The organism is Sporosarcina sp. USHLN248, assembly GCF_037144575.1.
GTDB classification, from domain to species: domain Bacteria; phylum Bacillota; class Bacilli; order Bacillales_A; family Planococcaceae; genus Sporosarcina; species Sporosarcina contaminans.
Map to the genome: position 1 here is coordinate 1 of NZ_JBBCZC010000025.1, position 19,010 is coordinate 19,010.

The 19,010-nt window shown below is 39.2% G+C and carries 10 protein-coding genes and 1 CRISPR repeat array; of the genes, 4 read left to right on the top strand and 6 right to left on the bottom strand.

Features of this window, described 5'->3' with window-relative positions:
• Positions 1–163: 163 nt before the first annotated feature.
• Together ggt and WFH04_RS11315 are read right to left on the bottom strand one after the other, a co-directional pair.
• Positions 164–1,918: a gamma-glutamyltransferase gene (gene ggt / locus WFH04_RS11310; RefSeq protein WP_336824161.1), complete on the bottom strand. Its 1,755-nt coding sequence runs from the start codon at positions 1,916–1,918 to the stop codon at positions 164–166.
• Between the two features lie 233 nt (positions 1,919–2,151).
• Positions 2,152–2,334 (bottom strand): hypothetical protein, encoded by a 183-nt coding sequence (locus WFH04_RS11315; protein ID WP_336824162.1) that lies wholly within the window; start codon positions 2,332–2,334, stop codon positions 2,152–2,154.
• Between the two features lie 207 nt (positions 2,335–2,541).
• Between WFH04_RS11315 and WFH04_RS11320 the strand changes: the two genes are divergently transcribed.
• Together WFH04_RS11320 and WFH04_RS11325 are read left to right on the top strand one after the other, a co-directional pair.
• Entirely contained in the window at positions 2,542–3,834 is a 1,293-nt protein-coding gene (locus WFH04_RS11320; RefSeq protein ID WP_336824163.1) for a tetratricopeptide repeat protein, read from the top strand.
• The gene (locus WFH04_RS11325) at positions 3,834–3,968 is read left to right on the top strand and encodes a hypothetical protein (protein ID WP_336824164.1); all 135 of its coding nucleotides are present in this window, start codon (positions 3,834–3,836) and stop codon (positions 3,966–3,968) included. Before WFH04_RS11320 ends, WFH04_RS11325 begins: the two co-directional genes overlap by 1 nt.
• A 96-nt stretch (positions 3,969–4,064) precedes the next feature.
• Here WFH04_RS11325 and WFH04_RS11330 read toward each other — a convergent pair whose 3' ends face one another.
• Positions 4,065–5,276, bottom strand: a complete 1,212-nt coding sequence (locus tag WFH04_RS11330; RefSeq protein ID WP_336824165.1) for an MFS transporter — start codon at positions 5,274–5,276, stop codon at positions 4,065–4,067.
• A 112-nt stretch (positions 5,277–5,388) separates the two neighbouring features.
• Between WFH04_RS11330 and WFH04_RS11335 the strand changes: the two genes are divergently transcribed.
• Positions 5,389–6,657, top strand: a complete 1,269-nt coding sequence (locus WFH04_RS11335; RefSeq protein ID WP_336824166.1) for an ABC transporter substrate-binding protein — start codon at positions 5,389–5,391, stop codon at positions 6,655–6,657.
• Positions 6,630–7,133, top strand: a complete 504-nt coding sequence (locus WFH04_RS11340) for a periplasmic substrate-binding domain-containing protein (protein ID WP_336824167.1) — start codon at positions 6,630–6,632, stop codon at positions 7,131–7,133. The genes WFH04_RS11335 and WFH04_RS11340 overlap by 28 nt, the downstream gene beginning before the upstream one ends.
• 176 nt (positions 7,134–7,309) lie before the next feature.
• Here WFH04_RS11340 and WFH04_RS11345 read toward each other — a convergent pair whose 3' ends face one another.
• The 3 genes from WFH04_RS11345 to WFH04_RS11355 form a co-directional block, all read right to left on the bottom strand.
• On the bottom strand, positions 7,310–10,069 hold the full coding sequence (locus WFH04_RS11345) for a M14 family metallopeptidase (protein WP_336824168.1): 2,760 nt from the start codon (positions 10,067–10,069) through the stop codon (positions 7,310–7,312).
• A gap of 347 nt (positions 10,070–10,416) precedes the next feature.
• Positions 10,417–12,250: direct repeats of the CRISPR family, unit length 32 nt; unit sequence ATTTCAATCCACGCACTCATATAGAGTGCGAC.
• A 399-nt stretch (positions 12,251–12,649) separates the two neighbouring features.
• Positions 12,650–13,552: a sensor domain-containing diguanylate cyclase gene (locus WFH04_RS11350; protein WP_336824169.1), complete on the bottom strand. Its 903-nt coding sequence runs from the start codon at positions 13,550–13,552 to the stop codon at positions 12,650–12,652.
• A 234-nt stretch (positions 13,553–13,786) separates the two neighbouring features.
• The gene (locus tag WFH04_RS11355; protein ID WP_336824170.1) at positions 13,787–19,003 is read right to left on the bottom strand and encodes a SpaA isopeptide-forming pilin-related protein; all 5,217 of its coding nucleotides are present in this window, start codon (positions 19,001–19,003) and stop codon (positions 13,787–13,789) included.
• Positions 19,004–19,010 lie beyond the last annotated feature (7 nt).

Here is a 19,010-nt window from a genome sequence, read left to right on the forward strand (position 1 = left end):
ATCACCTTTCGTTTACTTGTTTTCCGACAATTCAAGTATAAAAGAAATGGTGATTACGTGCTTTTTTTTGTTGAATTTGTGTGAATACCCCAACAAATATTATAGAACCAACAAAAAAACCAGCCATCGATAAGGAATTGGCTGGTTTTGTACTCCTGCTCTATTAAAAATGAATCCCAATTGCCGCTCCGTTTCGGCTGGAATCGGCGACTCCTTTGTAAATTCCTTCTTTTTGATCAATCAAGATACTTTGGACATTCCCAATCACAGTAGGCTTCTCACCGAATTGATGGCCCATTTTCCGCAATTGCTCCATCGTTTCTTCTGGAATCCCCTCTTCAAATCGGTAAGATGACGTATTATTTGTATAAATCCTTGGCTCTTCCACTGCCGTTTTTAATTCCATATCATATTCGATGGAATGGATGATCGTTTGAAGGACTGATGTAATGATTGTCGGTCCACCAGGCGATCCAACAGTCATGACCGGTTTGCCATCCTTGAATACAATAGTAGGCGTCATACTGCTAAGCGGCCGCTTATTTGGCTCGACCTGATTGGCTCCGCCCGGTACAGCGTCGAAGTCCGTCAATTCGTTGTTCAGCATAATGCCATATCCCGGAACCATAATTCCTGTCCCGAATAGTTGTTCAATTGTTGTTGTGTAAGAGACAACATTCCCCCATTGATCTGTAACAGAGAAATGGGTTGTTTCACCTGGCTGTCCATCATTCGGTTGTTCAACAAGTACTGTCTCCACCGCTTTATTTTCAAACTCCCATGGCTTTCCTGCTGTCGGTGTTGCGATAACAGATTTCAAATCAATCAACTCTCTGCGCTTCTGTATATAATCTGGGTGCAGCAACCCTTCCAACGGAACATCGACAAATTCCGGATCACCCGCGTAAGCAGCCCGATCAGCATATGCCAAATGCATTGATTCAGCTAACAAATGATATTTCTCCCAAGACTTCACATCATACTGCGATAAATCAAAGCCATCCAAGATCCCTAACATTTGCAGCAAAAATACTCCTCCAGAGCTTGGCGGCGGCATACTTGCAATCTGATAATCTTTATAATCGCCCCAAATCGGCTTGTCTATAGTAACTGCATAGGAAGACAAATCTTCCGTCGTCATTGATCCTCCGTACTGTTGGACAACATTTGCGATCGCTTCCCCAATTTCACCGTTATAGAAGGCATCCGTTCCTTCAGTTTTAATTAACTCAAAGGTCTTTGCCAAATCTTTTTGAATAAGAAGTTCCCCTTCACGTAAAGGTTGTCCATTTGGAATGAACACATCTCTTGCTGCAGTCTTCGATAGCATCGCTTTATTTTCTTCGATCGCATTTCCCAATACTGAATCGATCGGGAATCCATCTCGCGCCAATTGGATGGCAGGCTCTATCAATTCCTCCATAGAAAGCGTGCCCCACTTATTTAACGCTTCCTCCAAACCTTTTAACGTTCCAGGTACACCTACCGCTTTTCCACCAGTTGCTCTTTCTGCAAATGGAACCGGCTCGCCTTGTTCATTTAAGAACATATCAGGCGTAGCCCCAGCAGGCGCACGCTCCCTACTATTCAAAATAATTGTCTCATCTGCCTCTGCATCATAGTACATTAAGAATCCGCCACCGCCTATTCCCGACATCATAGGTTCCGTAACATTCAAAGCAAACTGGATCGCAACCGCTGCATCAATGGCGTTTCCTCCATTTAGGAGCACATCCGCGCCGATTTGTGATGCCAAAGGATGAGCTGTCGTCACCATTCCATCTAATCCAGTTGCCACTTGCCGATAATTTCCATAATCCATGTCAATCTCTTTCGCATGTATCGCTCCCGGCAGCGTGCTAACGAATAGCAACAGAGCGATCGGCACAACAAATACCCATTTCATTCGCTTCTTCATCCATTCCACCCCTTATTTCTTAATGTTCTCCCGCTTCTCTCGTAAGCCTCCTCCCCCTATTTTGTCGCTGTCAAATAGACTGCAATAATCCGATTATATAAAATTGACAGTTAGATAGGCAGTGATTTACTTCGGAAACAGAAATAATAACGAATAGGTATCGGCATATTATCGTCCGATACCGCCCCTTAAAATAAAAAAATGAACCAAGAAAGATCTTTCGGGTTCAGCTTTTACAAATTCCATTCTTCCTCTTTGGAAGTCAATCTACTTGTAAGTTGTTCATAATCGACAGTTTTTAAATAGCCTTCTGATTGCATCTTCTCTACAAATTGCAAGAGTTCCATCTTCATTTTCACAATTTCGATGTCCAGGAATTTATCTGTGCAGCTATTGTTAGTTCGTGTAGTCTTCATTCCTTCACTCTCCTTGATTGTTTGAGATTTCCTTTCCCTAGTGTAAATAACGTAACATGTTCGCACTATACAATTGAATAGATTCATGTTGAGACATTTTTTTCGAAAACAGCCGTTTTTCACTGTTTTCAAATAAAAATTTCTCACTTTGATTGAATATGATTTATACTAAAGATGTACTATGCTAATAGAGAGAGGGATTGGCGAATGAAAATAGGTCATTTGATACGTGCAGAACGTGTACGGCAAGAAATGAAACAGATCGTTTTGGCCAAGGGCATTTGCACGCCTTCCTACTTGTCCAAAATTGAACGCAACCTAATCGAGCCAAGTGATGAAATTGCATTGCTCCTCATGAACCGATTAGCCATAGATCCAAGCAAATTGCAAAAAAACGACGAACAAACCGAATTAGAGTTCAAAAAGCTACTCATGGATACGTATAAAACCGTCATCACCTCACGAAATGACGAACTTACGAAGGACAAACTATCATACTTGGAGCAAAATAGTCCGTTATTCGAAAATGATTCCTTACATTATACGTATTTATTGATCACGTTGAGATTTAGGCTGATCCTTAGAGAAGATATCGAGGTTCTCAAAAATGAAATCGAGGCATTGCAGCATTCGGTGGACCAGTTTGATGCGTATCAGCTTTATTTATTTCAGTTGAATAAAGCGTTGTTTTATTACGGGTCAGGGATACGGAAAAAAGCAAACGCTTATTTCGAAGATATAGTATCTAAATTAGATATCATTCCCCTGAGTGAATGGGAACGAGCCGAATTCAACTATATGATCGCAATCATATATACCTCAGAAGGAAATATCTTTACAGCTATTGATTACATTCGCAAAGCAATGGACTTTTTCTTGAAAAACTTACAAATGAATAGAGTTTTAGACTGTTATATAATTATTGGGATTACCCGTAAACGAAGCGAACAATTTGAAGAATCGCTTGACGCATATTCTAAAGCCATGCAAATATGTGAGGATTTTAACCTGCATGACGAAAAAGGAATTATATACCATAACATTGGTACACTCAATAGTACGATGGGAAATAGTGAACAATCCATTTTATACTTCAAGAAGAGCATAGATAGTAAGAAAGAAGAAAGCGAAAAACTCATTTCTATCTTCTGCCTAATCATGGAGTACTCTAAGCTGAATGATAAGGATTTAGTAAACCATTGGGCTAATATCGGACTTGCTATTTTTCATAAATTAAATGACGAAAGTTTACGATCGTATTACCATCACTTTCATTTATTTAAAGCATTACATAGTGAAGAAGGTTTGGTAGAAACAACAGAGGCGGCAATTCAATACTTCAAGGAAATTCAAGACTTTCGATACATCCATAAGTACTGCATTGCCCTCGCCGAATGGTATTATCAAAATAGGAAATATAAGCTATCATCTATTTATTACCGCGAGGCAAATAGATATGGCTATATTTATAGAAAAGTTGAGAAATGGGAGGATTTATAATGAAAAAAATTGTAGCGACGTTATTACTTGTAGTTGTATTAGGTTTTTCAGTTCAAGGTACTGCGTCTGCAAACGAAGACCAATTGCCTAAGGTCTACAACACTTACTCCATCTCAGTTAATCACATAAATTGAATCACACCGAAGGAATGCCTCCCTATTTGGGAGGTATTTCTTTTGGTGTGAGTTTAACGCTACCCCACTTTTGGATCTATTGTTTTCAAATGAACCTTAAACGAGATTTCGAAATGGGTGAAAAAGCAGTCGAATAAATAAAAGGCTAAATATACACATTGAAATGAGAAACAAAATTCGTATTGGTAGCCATTCCGCCCATAGCCCCGAAAGGAAGAGTCCAAGTGGTAATGTTAATTTCATTAGCATTGATGACGTCCCCGCAACTCGCCCTAACAAATGGTTCGGAGTAAATTCTTGTCTAATTGTAAAATAGACGATATTTGATAGTGTCGTTGAAAATGTCCTTATCGAAAGTGAGATCCCGATAGTCCACCATGTCTGAGCAAAAATAAGCATCAACATTGCCATTACATCAAACAACAATGAATATGTATAAATTACTCCTCTACCAAACCTCTTTCTTATTTTCCCAATGACAGCGGATCCAATGGCGCCTCCTATTGCAGATATTGTAAACATAAAGCCGATCTGCTGAGAAGTTGCACCTAACTCATCAGCTGCAAAGAAGACAAGAACCCCAATAACAAGACTCGAAGCAAAATTAATGAAGAGAATAGTAATCGTCGGCGTCAATAATATTTTATTTCGAAACAGCTCATCTATTCCTTCTTTTAAATCTGCCCAAATAGAGGCAGAGCCCTTATTCTTATTTAAAGAAGGCACCTTAATAAACTGTATACAAATCAATAAAAGGATTAAACAGAAAAAATAAATGATGAATGTAGATCCATAAGAAAATACGGCAATGAGCATTCCTGCTATACCAGGTCCAACCATCCTAATTAATGTATCAACTAAAGACATCTTCGCATTTGCTGAAGTAAGTTGATCTTTTGAAACGATTTGCGGGATTACCGAATGATTTGCATTTCCAAATGTGTATCCTGCTGAAGACAAAACAAAACCCACCATATATAAATGCCATATTTCGATTTGGTTTGTATTCATCAATAGAATAACAACAAACATAGAAAGTGCTTGGATGAAAGATGTCCAAACCATCATTCTCTTTCGATTCATACGATCGACTAAAACCCCCGCAATCAGTCCAAGTATGATATTTGGAAAAAACTCTATCGCACGCATTATACTCATTGATAATGCCGATCTACTTAAATCATAAATGAGCAACGGAATCGCAATACTGTACATTTGCATACCAAAACTTGATAGCGAAGTACCACTCCATAATAGTAGAAAATTTTTGTTATTCCATAATGAAGGTTTACCGATAGCTGTTTTCATTTCTTTTCCCCCTCCCTTGTACTCATACCGAAAGTATAGAATAATAAAAGATGAAGAAAAAAGTGTTCGTATGCAATGAGATTGTTCACCTTTATCTAAGGGGGAAATGTACATGAAATATGTAGAACATCTGCTTATATTGACAAAACATTTTATTGAAGGGATACCAACAGAAACATCAGTTGCTGCATTATCTGATCTGCTGTGTTGTTCTGAAAGACATGTGAAAACTATTGTTCAATACCTACATAATCATCAAGTTATTAGTTGGGAGACGCAAAGAGGGAGAGGTAAAAAGCCAAAGCTGACACTACATTTGAATGAAGATGAAGTGCTTTTAAATGAAACAAAGAAGAGAATTAAAGCTGAGCAGTATCAAGATGCATTTGTATTAATGCATAGAATGAGCCTTCCTGGCAAGGAAAAGTTTCGAAAATGGTTCTCTTCAAGCTTAGGATTATTACATAAAAATGAGGATAACCAATCATTAGATATTCTTCGTTATCCCTTCTATGAGACTGACTTAACAATGGATCCACTGTATATTACATCCCGTCATGATGCTCATATGGTACAACAAGTTTTCGATAGGCTGGTTGAGTATGACACGAAAACAGAGCAGCTGCTGCCAAGTATTGCACACCATTGGGAATCAAATGATGGGAAACATTGGACATTCTATCTCAATAAAGGTATTCTATTCCATCACGGGCGAGAGTTAACAAGCAGAGATGTCCAGAAAACATTCGATCGCCTTATTAAGAAAAAAACTTTTTTAATTAATATTAAAAAAATTACTACTCTCAATGATCGGGTCATCATATTTGAATTAGAAGAAGTGGATTATTTATTTCCTCGGAGCCTATCCTCTATGAAGGCATCCATTATACCATTTGAACTGCTATTAGCAGATGGAGAGAAGTTTTCAAATTTTCCAGTCGGAAGTGGTCCTTATCGTTTAACACAGCATAATGAAAATATGGTGCGGCTTGAAGTAAATCGGTACTACTTTGCTACAAGACCTTGGTTGGATCGAATTGATATAATAAAAGCCCCTGAGGAATGGGAGCATAAAACAGATCACCCTTTTTTATTGAATCAACCCAATGAGAAGTGGAGGCAAGTTAAAGTCATTGAAGAAGGGGCAACCTATATCACTTTCAATTGCAACAAAGATGGACCTATGAGAAATAAAGAATTTCGAAACAAAATTTGTGAAATGCTTAATCCTGAAAATATTTGTAATGAACAGTCAGAAAATGAATTCGTATCAATTAGTTTGTTATCACAACTTTCTTTAACAACTCAAAAAAACAAATTGGTAGGAGTAAACCTTTACAATACGATGGTCCAATGCTCCAAATTGCTGCCCAGCAAATAAGAACTGGAGCTAATCATGCAAAGGCCGCTGAAGATCTTGCAGAACAGCTAAAAAATATAGGAATCCCATCACAAGTTTCTTTAATTAATTCCCGAGAAATAATGAGCAACAGTAATTTGTCAACATTTGATCTTTTTGTCGGTGGAATTGCACTCGGTAGTGATTTATTACTATCAGCGGTGAATGCATTGCAATCCCCTCACTTGACAATTTATCCTTGTTTAGATGAGAAAATGAAGGATTTTATAACTCGGAAAATGATAGAGATAAGACGTTCTCAAGAGGAAACTTTTCGTTGGCAAACGTATTATGAAATGGAAGAGTTTTTAAAATCCGAACGGGCCATTTTCTTTTTAACTCATCGCTCTCACAGTGTATATGAACTTACGGATAGCCCTTACGTCAACATAAAATTAAATCATCATGGTCGAATTGATTATAGAAAGGTATGGAAAAAATATACGTTCTCAAATTAGATTGTTTGTCAAAATACTTATCCAACACGAATTTGAATGAGTATTGCACGTCGTTTCATACACTCTACACTGAATAATTATAGAGTGAACATTATTTAAATCTATAAAAAGTAGCGAACTATTTTAGTGGTTATGAATAGATCGCTACTTTTTCCATTATGCAATTGGTTGCTCAATCATTCATACTGATCGGCTTCCCTCTCAGGGGATTCTACTTCATCAGCAGATGAATAGATGCTATTCGCAAGCATGCGATAATAATATTTTGTATGTGCACGGAATGCTAAGTCATTTGCAAACAATGTGATTGTTGCATCGTCCAATTGTTGCGTAAAGGCTAGAGTTTGACCTTTTGCACCATCGTGACCAGGCCACCAGCCGGCAATGAAAAAATCAGAAGCGTCTTTTACTGTTGCCAAAACTTCTGCTTTGTCAGGAACTGACGTAATCCATGATCCTCTGGTTGTATAGAAAACCTCCTCTTGTCGGTAGCCAGCCATTAACGGATGCTCGGCATTCACTGTTGTTTTAATGAGTCCCTCGTGTCCTCCTTTTGTCGTTTTATAGTCAAATCCTTCAAGTAAATTTGCTTCATGGACAGCTTTCAAAACACTATTGCCAATCCCGACAAATGTCTTGCCAGCTAGATTCTTTGGTAAATTGGAATCTGAAACAACAACACTTGCTTGCTCTTCATCGGTCAAATCAAAACCTAATTCATTCAACGAGAAAATTAATTGATCTGAACCATTACTTGCCACTTTCGGTTGAGCAATCCATTTTGTTTCAATATAACGATAAGATGGCAATGCAACTGCTTCGAATAAATACTTATCTACATAGGATGTGACGTCTTCTGTTCGTACAATGAAATCACCTTTTTGGAATCCAAATTTCTCTTCTTGAATGATTCCTACATGTTTTCCTTCCTTCAAAAGCTCATTTACCATTTTAATTGTGTCATTGTTTACATTCTTCAATACTTGTCTCGCTTTGCTTTCATCCAACTCGCTTGCAGGCACAGTGACTTCAGACACTGCCACTGTTAAATCCTCAAGAACATCTTTATCGCCCATGCGCACATCTACAATATCAAACCCTCTAAGTGCTGGGAAGTTAGCCACAACCGGATCGTACATTGCATCCCAATCAGATACATCATCTCCGACATATAGCATTGCGTTTGCCAACCCTCTTTTTGCTTGTTTCATCGGCACAACATATGCACCTTTCGGATACGTTGTCGGTCCAATTTTGACATCTTCAGTCGTTTGCTCAACCTTAACACCGTTGCGTAGTAAGTAGTCTACCATGTTATACACTTCAGACACGTTTTTCTGATTCCTCTTATCAGTCGGAATCACATAATAATCTGGAAAGAAATTTTCATGTTCTCCACGTACACGACCAATCGATTCACCTGCTGCATTCGTCAATAATGGATCCACTGCTCGATTATCTTCGCCGTCAATGCCGCGCTTAAAAATTTCGAGTTGCCGAGTATATAGCTCATCTTTGTTTTCAAATACATAATTGGTCATTCCTAATCCTGCTCCAACCATCGCATCGTACGCATCTTGGCTAAGTGATGGCACTTCTACTGTATGTCCAAGCGTACCGTGCAACATTGAAAAAATAGGTGTATAGGAAGGTCCCATATCATCCCATCCATCATTGTATCCTTCAGAAGCTAAGAAATAGGAAGTCAAATTGGAATTTCCGATTCCTGCCTGTCCCATTGCATGCGCTTGCGGAATCATTCCTTCCATTAATAAATCATATTCAAAGTTCGGATTATGAGGAGGTGTCGCGGGTTCGATAAGGAAGCCTTTCACATACCCATGTCCTTCCATCATTGCAAGAGGCGTCCATTTTGCGATAACCGGATTCAGTTGAATCGTTTCAACTTGTGTCTGATATGCATTATCCCGATTCAAATCAAACCCATTCGCATTTGCCCGTGTATTATGGACACGGCCATCCGGGTTATGAGAAAAATTAAAAATGAAAATTAGATGATCTAATACTTCATCAACATTCAATACAATTTCTTCATCTACTCCATTTTCATCAGTAGTGGTAAAAGAGACTTCTGTATCCAATGCAAACCGTTTTAGCAATTCACTTTGAAAATCAATCCCTTCCACTTCGTCTGGGTGAATATTGTTAAACCAGACAGGGACTTGAAACTCACCCATCGTTCCATCTTTTAGTTTTGCTAATAATTCTGCGGGATTTTCCAGCGCTATTGGCAATACATTCTCTAAGTAGTTAGTTACAGCATCTTCATCCTTTGCAAGTACAACAAGATGCATATCCTTGCCTTCTACACTTTTTCCAGGACTTTCATAATGTAAATAGCGTTCATTCTGTACATTAGCCTCTTCAAAAATCTTGTCGATGGAAGGCTTGATCTCATCCCATTCGAGGAATTCATCATACACATTCAACTTTACTGTAGTGGATGCCTTCATATCACTATCCGAATCTACTATAGAAAGCTCATAATCGCCAAGCAATTCCTTATAGATTACACGGACCGTTCTCGGCGATAAATCTGCGGTGCCAAATGGCAAACCAAACTCCAATTCAGCTACAATTTTTGTCGTACCATCCACATAATGAGGTTCTTTTTTAACAAGGATAAATGGATCTCCGGAATAAGATTTAACTTCAGAATCCCACTGTTTCCATTCAGCCAAAGCCTTACCGCCAAAATTGATCTGCAAGTTTTTCAAATCAACTTTCCGACCAAAATCAGCCTCAATGGTTACATCTCGAATTTCAGTTAACGATAAAACTGAACGGCTTACATTCAACTCGGTCGCTTCTGCAGCTTTGACGGTTTCGATAGACTGCTCCGCTTGAGCAGAAAACGGTACTGTCATGGCGAGCGCCATAAACAATGCTAAAAAACCTACTAATAAACGCTTCATCGATCCATCTCCTCCACTTTTAATTATTGAAGCTGCCAAACTTCAATAATCTGACTATAACAAATTGATAGTTAAATAGATAGGTATTTAATTCGATATCTGAAATAAAATTCATAAAAAATGGCATCGCCAAAAATTGGGAGAAGTATTAAAGATAAAACATTCATGAGTTACTACTTCCAATTCATACATGAACATTTGCTTTGAACATGCATAAACTCATAAAACGACACATTGATAGCCTTTGTTTTCACAGAAAAAAGCTTTGGAAGACTGGTTAGACAGTCTTTCAAAGCTTTTACCATGACAGGTGAACTTTTCTAGCATTCAATAATCGGTCGGCAGCAATTTCAATCCACGAACTCATATAGAGTGCGACGATAATCAGTACTTTTTGGTCCTGACCAATCCGGTATTTCAATCCACGCACTCATATAGAGTGCGACCGTATACCTTGCGCCAGTCCTTGCCAAAAACTTTAATTTCAATCCACGCACTCATATAGAGTGCGACCTTAAAAGAATAACAAAGAGATACAGCCTACTACAATTTCAATCCACGCACTCATATAGAGTGCGACGCGGCAAAACAAGCGGCGCGTGAACGTTTATTGCGTATTTCAATCCACGCACTCATATAGAGTGCGACGATGAAATACAAAATGAGTTTAGTAGTACCCAATGATTTCAATCCACGCACTCATATAGAGTGCGACAGGCGATGGTGTGGAAATTACGGTTGATATTGGCATTTCAATCCACGCACTCATATAGAGTGCGACCCGACACACAAGCGGACTTGCTCGCGGTGACGCAATTTCAATCCACGCACTCATATAGAGTGCGACGAGTACGAAGCGCCGGAAGAGCCGAAGCCGAAAAAATTTCAATCCACGCACTCATATAGAGTGCGACGGCAACAGAATATTACGGGCCGCGCACGCAAGACATTTCAATCCACGCACTCATATAGAGTGCGACGGCAGAAGCGTATAAGCTCGGCAGGCAGTCGGTGATTTCAATCCACGCACTCATATAGAGTGCGACCTGACGGACAAGTATGGCGCGCCGACTAAACCGGGCATTTCAATCCACGCACTCATATAGAGTGCGACTTCAACGTCAATCCCCCCTCAATGTTCAGATTCTATTTCAATCCACGCACTCATATAGAGTGCGACATCAAGGTTTGCGCAATATATTAAGAGAGCGCGATTTCAATCCACGCACTCATATAGAGTGCGACGATGTTCGGACGCGCGTAAAACTGACTGGCGGGGATATTTCAATCCACGCACTCATATAGAGTGCGACGACATCCACACTGTTGAGGATGTGGAGGACAAGCCATTTCAATCCACGCACTCATATAGAGTGCGACTCGGACAAGTATCAGAAGTACGTCTCATTTGTAATTTCAATCCACGCACTCATATAGAGTGCGACAATCGCCTCCTCACGTCACATTTAACCGCTCATAATTTCAATCCACGCACTCATATAGAGTGCGACGCTTTATACCGCAAAGGTGTTGCACCAGTTGATTTATTTCAATCCACGCACTCATATAGAGTGCGACGAAACTGGAAGCTATGCAAATTGGCATCGATAAGACATTTCAATCCACGCACTCATATAGAGTGCGACAACCAAAAGTGAGTGTCCGTTCCGGTCAAGGTGTTGATTTCAATCCACGCACTCATATAGAGTGCGACGGGCGGGAATTGCAAGTTAAGACAATGGACGTGACATTTCAATCCACGCACTCATATAGAGTGCGACGCGACGACTTGGTTACGCCAGAGCCGTGGAATATCATTTCAATCCACGCACTCATATAGAGTGCGACAGCGTCATTATGCGTCCGCGCGCAAGTTTGTCGCAATTTCAATCCACGCACTCATATAGAGTGCGACCATTGGGTTACTTAGATGATAGTGGACAAATAAAAATTTCAATCCACGCACTCATATAGAGTGCGACCATGATTTTTCCACCAACGATCTACAAATCTATCATTTCAATCCACGCACTCATATAGAGTGCGACGATACACATCAGATAACATTCAAATTCTAACTTGGATTTCAATCCACGCACTCATATAGAGTGCGACGGAGTTTGTAACTTTTTTGCGCGGTAAATGGGACATTTCAATCCACGCACTCATATAGAGTGCGACAGCGAAAAAGTAGGGTTTTCCCTCTTTCTTTTACCATAAAATAGGTATTTATACAAAAAGCGACTATTTTTTATTCATTATTTCCCATATTAGGAATATAAAGTTCATAATTTCAAGAGAAATTTGCGCGAACCTCCCCGGATTTTCATGTTCACTTCACGTTCGCGCATATTGGGCACGTTGTAAATTATGGGTTAAATCAATTAGTTGGAGTCTTGTCCATCTCAATAATAATGCCCTTTAATTCAACCAAAAGCCGAAAATAAGAACTTCAAAAATGGGTTGTAGACAGGATGCGTTTTGGTAGCAGCAAATTGAAAGGTGTGTAACACTTGATAAACTGCGTGAAGAAAGCATCTATCTTGCGCTCAGATTGTGCAGATGCGCTGCAAGGATCTATCAATTTTCCAATACAGTAGTTGTCCCATAAAGACGATACTCGTTCCTCGATGTTGCCTTCGCTTCGTACATTGCTTGATCCGCTAAATTGACCAATTGCTGTGCATTCGTACTATGATTCGGATATTGACTTATCCCTATGCTGACACTTACTTGAAGAAAATGTGTATCCAATTTGAAGCCATCGTCAAATAAAGCGAAAATGGATTTTAGTGCATTTTCCAAATTACTATTATGGTCGAGTAATATAATAAATTCATCCCCACCTATATGAAACAGCCTTCCGTCTAAAAACAGCAACTGCAACATTCGTTTTCCCACTTCGATTAAAAGCAAGTCCCCAATATGATGACCATAGTTATCATTCACCGACTTAAACTGATTAATATCCATAAAAAGAACTGCAAACTCCATATCATTTTGATCCGTTTGACAAATTAATGTATCGATCGAGGAAATCAATGCTCTTCGGTTCGGCAACTTTGTCAATTCGTTGCGACATGCAAGCCGTTTCCATTTTTCCGCATATTTTTGGTCAGTTTTATCAAGATGAAGGGATAGTATGTGTAAGATTTCTCCGTCTTTCTGTAAGACGGGAATGAACGTTGATTCCAGCCATTTCATATCTCCGTTTTTTGTAATGAGACAGCTTTCACCTATCCATTGTTCTCCACCTATAACGGTCGTCCAAATTTCTTGTATGTCAGCGTAGGAACTATTTACCAATCGCCAGTAGCTTTCTTTATACAATTCATCTAATTTGTACTGAAACAAATCTAAAAAACTTAAATTTGCATCGATTATTTTTCCATCACATGATAAGCGGACAGTCATAAAAGTTTTATCTAACACTTTGAAAAGAGCTTCGAGATTGGTTTTTTCATCTATCAAACTATCTGACATTATGCTCACCTCACTAGTGGTTTAGCTGCTATAGGGGATACTCACAAAGAGATGTTGCCGATTCTTCTTCAATCAGTGAGAAATTTTAGAGATATTTTTATCCGATGGATAGTTAAGTATATTACTAATTGTATCATTAATTCGAGAAATTAATAATAAGGCAGCTGGAATTGTAACATTCCAACTGCCTTATTGAATTGAAATCGGGACTTTTTACGAATAAGATACTGTTTTTTAACTTTTATGTTCTACTTTTCTTCTACGCAATAACATCCAACCACCTAATAGAATGAGAGCCACTCCCGATGTAATGGTGCCAATTGGATATGCTTCTCCAGTTTGCGGAAGTTTTCCTTCCTTAACGATAGATGAAGGTGAAGTATTCGTCTTGCCTATTGGCTTGTTAGGCTTTGTCAGTTTGCTTTGATTATTTGAATTGTTAGATTCACCTAAAGCTCCCGGCTTATCTGTACTGCCTGACTCACCTGATTCACCTGGTTCGCTTGGTTCACCTGGTTTGCTTGGTTCACCTGGTTCGCCTGGTTTACCCGGTTCGCCTGGTTTGCCTGGTTCGCCTGGTTCACCTGGTTTGCCTGGTTCACCTGGTTTGCCTGGTTCACCTGGTTCGCCTGGTTCTCCCGGTTTACCTGGTTCGCCTGGTTCACCTGGTTTGCCTGGTTCACCTGGTTTGCCCGGTTCGCCTGGTTCTCCCGGTTTGCCCGGTTCACCCGGTTTTCCTGGTTCGCCTGGTTCGCCTGGTTCACCTGGTTTGCCTGGTTCTCCCGGTTCGCCTGGCTCTTTCGGATCCGTAGGAGGGTCTACAGGTGGTGGAGTACCACCTCCTCCGCCACTTGGATTTTTGGTATTTTTAATTACAATATTTAAACCTTCTTCTTGCCCAACTTCAACGGTAAATTCAAAAGGCTTGCTCAGTCTCTTATAGCCAATTGGTGCTTTCGTTTCAATAAGCTTATAATCGCCAGCAGATAGGCTATCAATTTCAAATTTCCCATCATTATCCGATACGAGTTTTTCGAGAAGGAGATCGCCATTTGCATTGATAAGTGTAAACTCGGCCCCAGATAGCGTTCGATTCGTTTTATCGTCCACTTTTGTAACAACAACATGACCTAACGCCTTGTTTTTCATAGACAGATTCAATATTTCAGTTTGACCTGTTTCAATCGTAAATTCGATAGGTGTCTCGTCTAATTCATAGCCCGCTAAGGCTTCGATTTCTATGAATTCGTATTTACCTGGTCGTAAACCGTCAACTTTGATTTGCCCATTTTCGTCTGTAGTAAGTTGCCTTAACTCATTTCCGTTCGAATCGCGAAGTGAAAATTTTACGTTTTCAAGCACTTTAGTCATGTCTAAGAAATCATATTTTGTTAACTGGACTCCGCCTAACTTCAGCTCATTCGGAATTAAAATACGGATGGTATCTGATTTACCGGCCTCCAGTGTGAATTCCCTCGGTGTCGGATCTAATTCGTATCCAAATGGAGCTTTTGTTTCAACAATTTGATACATTCCCGGTTGTAAGTTGTTGATGATAAGTTCCCCATTCAAATCTGTAGATAGATCCGACTGTACCACCTTTCCATCACTGTCAAGAAGCTTGAATTCTGCTTCTTTTAAAAGGACATCTGGATTATCCTTTTCATGCTTGATGAGCAAGACGGAACCGGTTTTCAAGTTTACCATGCGGACGGTCTTGACTTTAGTGTCTTTTTCACCAATTGTAAATTCAATTGGTGTTGTATCAAGCTGATACCCGATTGGCGCTTTCGTTTCAATAAAGCGGTATTTTCCCGGACTTAGTTGGTCTACTTTGATTAATCCATCTTCGCCAGTTCTCAAATTGGTTGTGAATGTTTCAAAGCCATCTGCCGTTTCTCTCTCCAACGAGAATACAGCATCTTTTAAAACATTATTCTCTTCATCAACCTTAGTAAGTTCCACTGCATGGATGATCTTCTCATTCAATACCGTTTCTATATTTCCAGCCTTTTCTTCGTTTTCTTTTTCAAAAGGTGTATCAATCGTAACTTCTCGATCCTCTACTCCAATATATCCTTCAGGAGCTTCTACTTCCTTTAATATATATACTCCATAAAGTAGCTTGTCAAAAACAATCTTGCCATTATCATCTGTAATAGATGATGCAATGGTTACTCCACTTTCAGGATCGACAAGTGCAAATGCAGCGCCTTTCAGGACTTCGTTAGTCGTTGCATCTTTTTTAATTACAGTCAACCCGCCAAGCTCACCAGTGCCGCTTCCCGACCCGCTTGTTCTCTTAATCGTAATAGTTTCCGATGTTGCAGGGAATTCTTGACTTCCATCTCCACGGAATAATGCACTGTTTTTAGTAACCGTATCAGGTGCTGCAATTATTCTCGTTTGGTATTGTAAAATATACGGCTTATTAATTGTGTCAGTAAAACTTAAGGTAAAGGAGTCTAACTCATCTGTAAAACTTACTGTATAATCTTCCCCTTCAATTAATTGTGCCCCTTGCTCCACATTGCCGTTGGAGACTACTCTTGCTTCATACAATTTGAGAGAATCAGGTATTAGCAATTGATGTTCATCGACAATATCAGTGATTTTTGCTTTTTCAATTTTAGATTCTCCAAAATTAATGTCGATCTGCCAATCAATGACCTTACCATTTTGCTTACCTGATTTGTCGATATATTTACCGCCAAACGGTGTCGTAACTGTAGCATGTAAGGTAGTATGCACAATGTCATTGCTATTTAGCGTTGCGGTATTACTGTATTGTTTTGCTACAAGAGAGACTTCATCAACCGATGTCTTGTATTCGATTTTATACGGTTCACTAATTCTATTTATAAATACTACGCGGAATTTATTTTCTTCCAAGTAGTCAATTTTGTAATCTTCCCCTTCAATCGCTTCTCCGATTTCAACTCCATCTGTCCCGCCAGTTAAAGACATTTTATAGACCGTAATGGAGTCTTCTATTAGTTTCTGGTTGCCGTCAAATACATCCTCTACAAACGCATTCTCAAGCGTTTGTAAATTGTAATTGATGCCTACATTCCAAGTGATTTCCTTATCAACAGCATTATAAGAACCATTTTTGAAACCATTGGACTGTGTATAAGTATCCGGAGTGAATGCCGCTTTGGCCTCTATATTTTTTTCATTGCCCGATGCATCTTTCCATGTCATACCTATTTTATTTTCTAAGTAATTTAACTCCTTATTCGTTCTTGCCTCATAATCAAACTTTGTTTTGTAAGTAATGATAACTTCCGATTCAACCGTTTTATTGAATGTCAGTGTAAACCCATCGGCGTTTTCTGTGATCATGTAATGGGTACCTGAAGATAACGGAACTTGACCTTCTGTCACTTGGATTGAATCTGGCAATAATCTCAGTCCAGCGTTTGTAAACACATCTTCCATGACGATATCCGTCATTGTATGCTGATCGCTGTTCGCCCTAATCGTCCACTCGATTTCTTTATCCCTATAGTTTGGTGTTCCGTGGCTCTTAAACAAAATTTGCGGGCCTATTTCCCGACCGACTTCACCCGTTTCATAAATGCCGGACGCTACTTCATTTTTGATTTCTGTATTCTCGTAAACACGTTCTTTTGCTTTTGTTTTGTACGTGATCTTGTAAGCTTTCTCGATATCTTGATTGAACGAAAGTACGAATCCATTCTTTCCTTCTTTCGACGCTTCTGTAAGGATGAAATTAGTAAATTCTTCTGAACTGGATTCTTTGCCTGTTTCAGAATTGATTGTAATCTCATGAACCTTCACCGAATTCTCAATCAGCTCATGACTGTTTGTAAAGAAATCTTTTAGTATCGCATCCTCCTTACTAATCGCCTTCTCATTGTAGTTATATCGAATTTCCCATTCAATTGACTGCTCAGCCTTATTGTATTGATTCGCTGTCTTTTCTAATGGTTTACCGCGTTGAATAGAAACGGAAGCAGTAGCGTCCACATCAGATTTATTATCCGCTTGTAATATCGCAGTGTTGGTAAATGTTGTTTTATCAGCATCAGTAATTTCTGTTTCATACACTAATCGGTAGGCAGAGTTGATATCACCTAGTTCCAAAGCGAAATCATAGTCTCCAACTTTATTGAAGTCAACTTCTTCTCCAAGCTCAACATCCCCATTCCATTTCACATTCAATTTGTAGAGCTTCATGGAATCTTCTTTTAAAAGCTGACCTTCAGGTATGACATCTTCTAACTTTGCATTGGATAGTGACTCAATGGTTTTGTTGAAGTCAACGGTCCAAGTGATTACATCCCCATTGTAAGTTCGATTTGGAATACCTTTTTTCTCAATAGCTGGCCCCCCCGGTTGGAAGTTGACTGGAATAGTATAGGATTCCTTACCTTCTATCGGTGTAATGGTAATACGGCCATCTACAATGATTGCGTCCTCTCTTATTTCAGTTAATACTTCGATATGGCCGCTTATGTTTGAATAATTTTCAATGACATCCGTGAATTCAATCGTTGCTGTTCCATCTATGGAGACGGAGAAGTAGCCTATAACTTTGTCATTGAACAGCATTTCCTCACGATCAACCGTATTGTATACTTTTAACTGAGGCGGGATAGTAAAGGAATAGGTCGCTCCTGCTTTATAGCCATGCCCATTTTGCAATGCCCAGTCGTAAGTGATGCCAATGATCATATCATCATCAACTTCTACATCATAATCAGTTAAAATGTTTTCTTTGATCACTTGTGATATTCCATCATCAACAAGCGGATCTACTTCTTTCGAAAATCCGTTTTCTTCATTTTCTTTCTCTTCATCGGTCAAACCATCTTCTGGAAAGTTACTTTCTAAATCTTCCTCAGGAATTTTGCTATCAATTTCCTCATCTTGTTCTGACTCGTCTGTTATACGATCAATCTCATTTCCATTTTCTTGAGCCGGTTCAGATGTTGGTGTCTCTTCTTCACCTTGGTTTGAAGATTCTTCCGCTATGGTGTATGTTACATTCCCAAAAGTGAAGCTATTTACATCAGCCACTTTTGCTTCGACTTTAAGCGTTCCTGAAACCGAGACTTCTATTTGTTCATCGATTGTAACTACAATTCTATTCCCAACAAGCTTGTAGGAACCAATGGCTTTATTGTCAGAAACTAATAAACCAATTGTATCGATTCCGGTTAACCCATTTGGCAGAGGAATTGAATATGTTTGGCCTTGTTCAACCTCTTCTGAAATGTTCCATTCATACGAAAGAATAACGATAGATTCTAATTGCAATGGATTTTCTTCACCAAATGAACTGCCGTTTTCATCCGTTGCCAAACTTTCCTTCAATACTATTGGAGAACTGCCTATTCCACTTGCACTAACCGTCGCAAGTGGACCTAATATCGTTTGGCCGATGAGCAACAGAAATAACGCAAAAACTGTTATCTTTTTCATACCATAC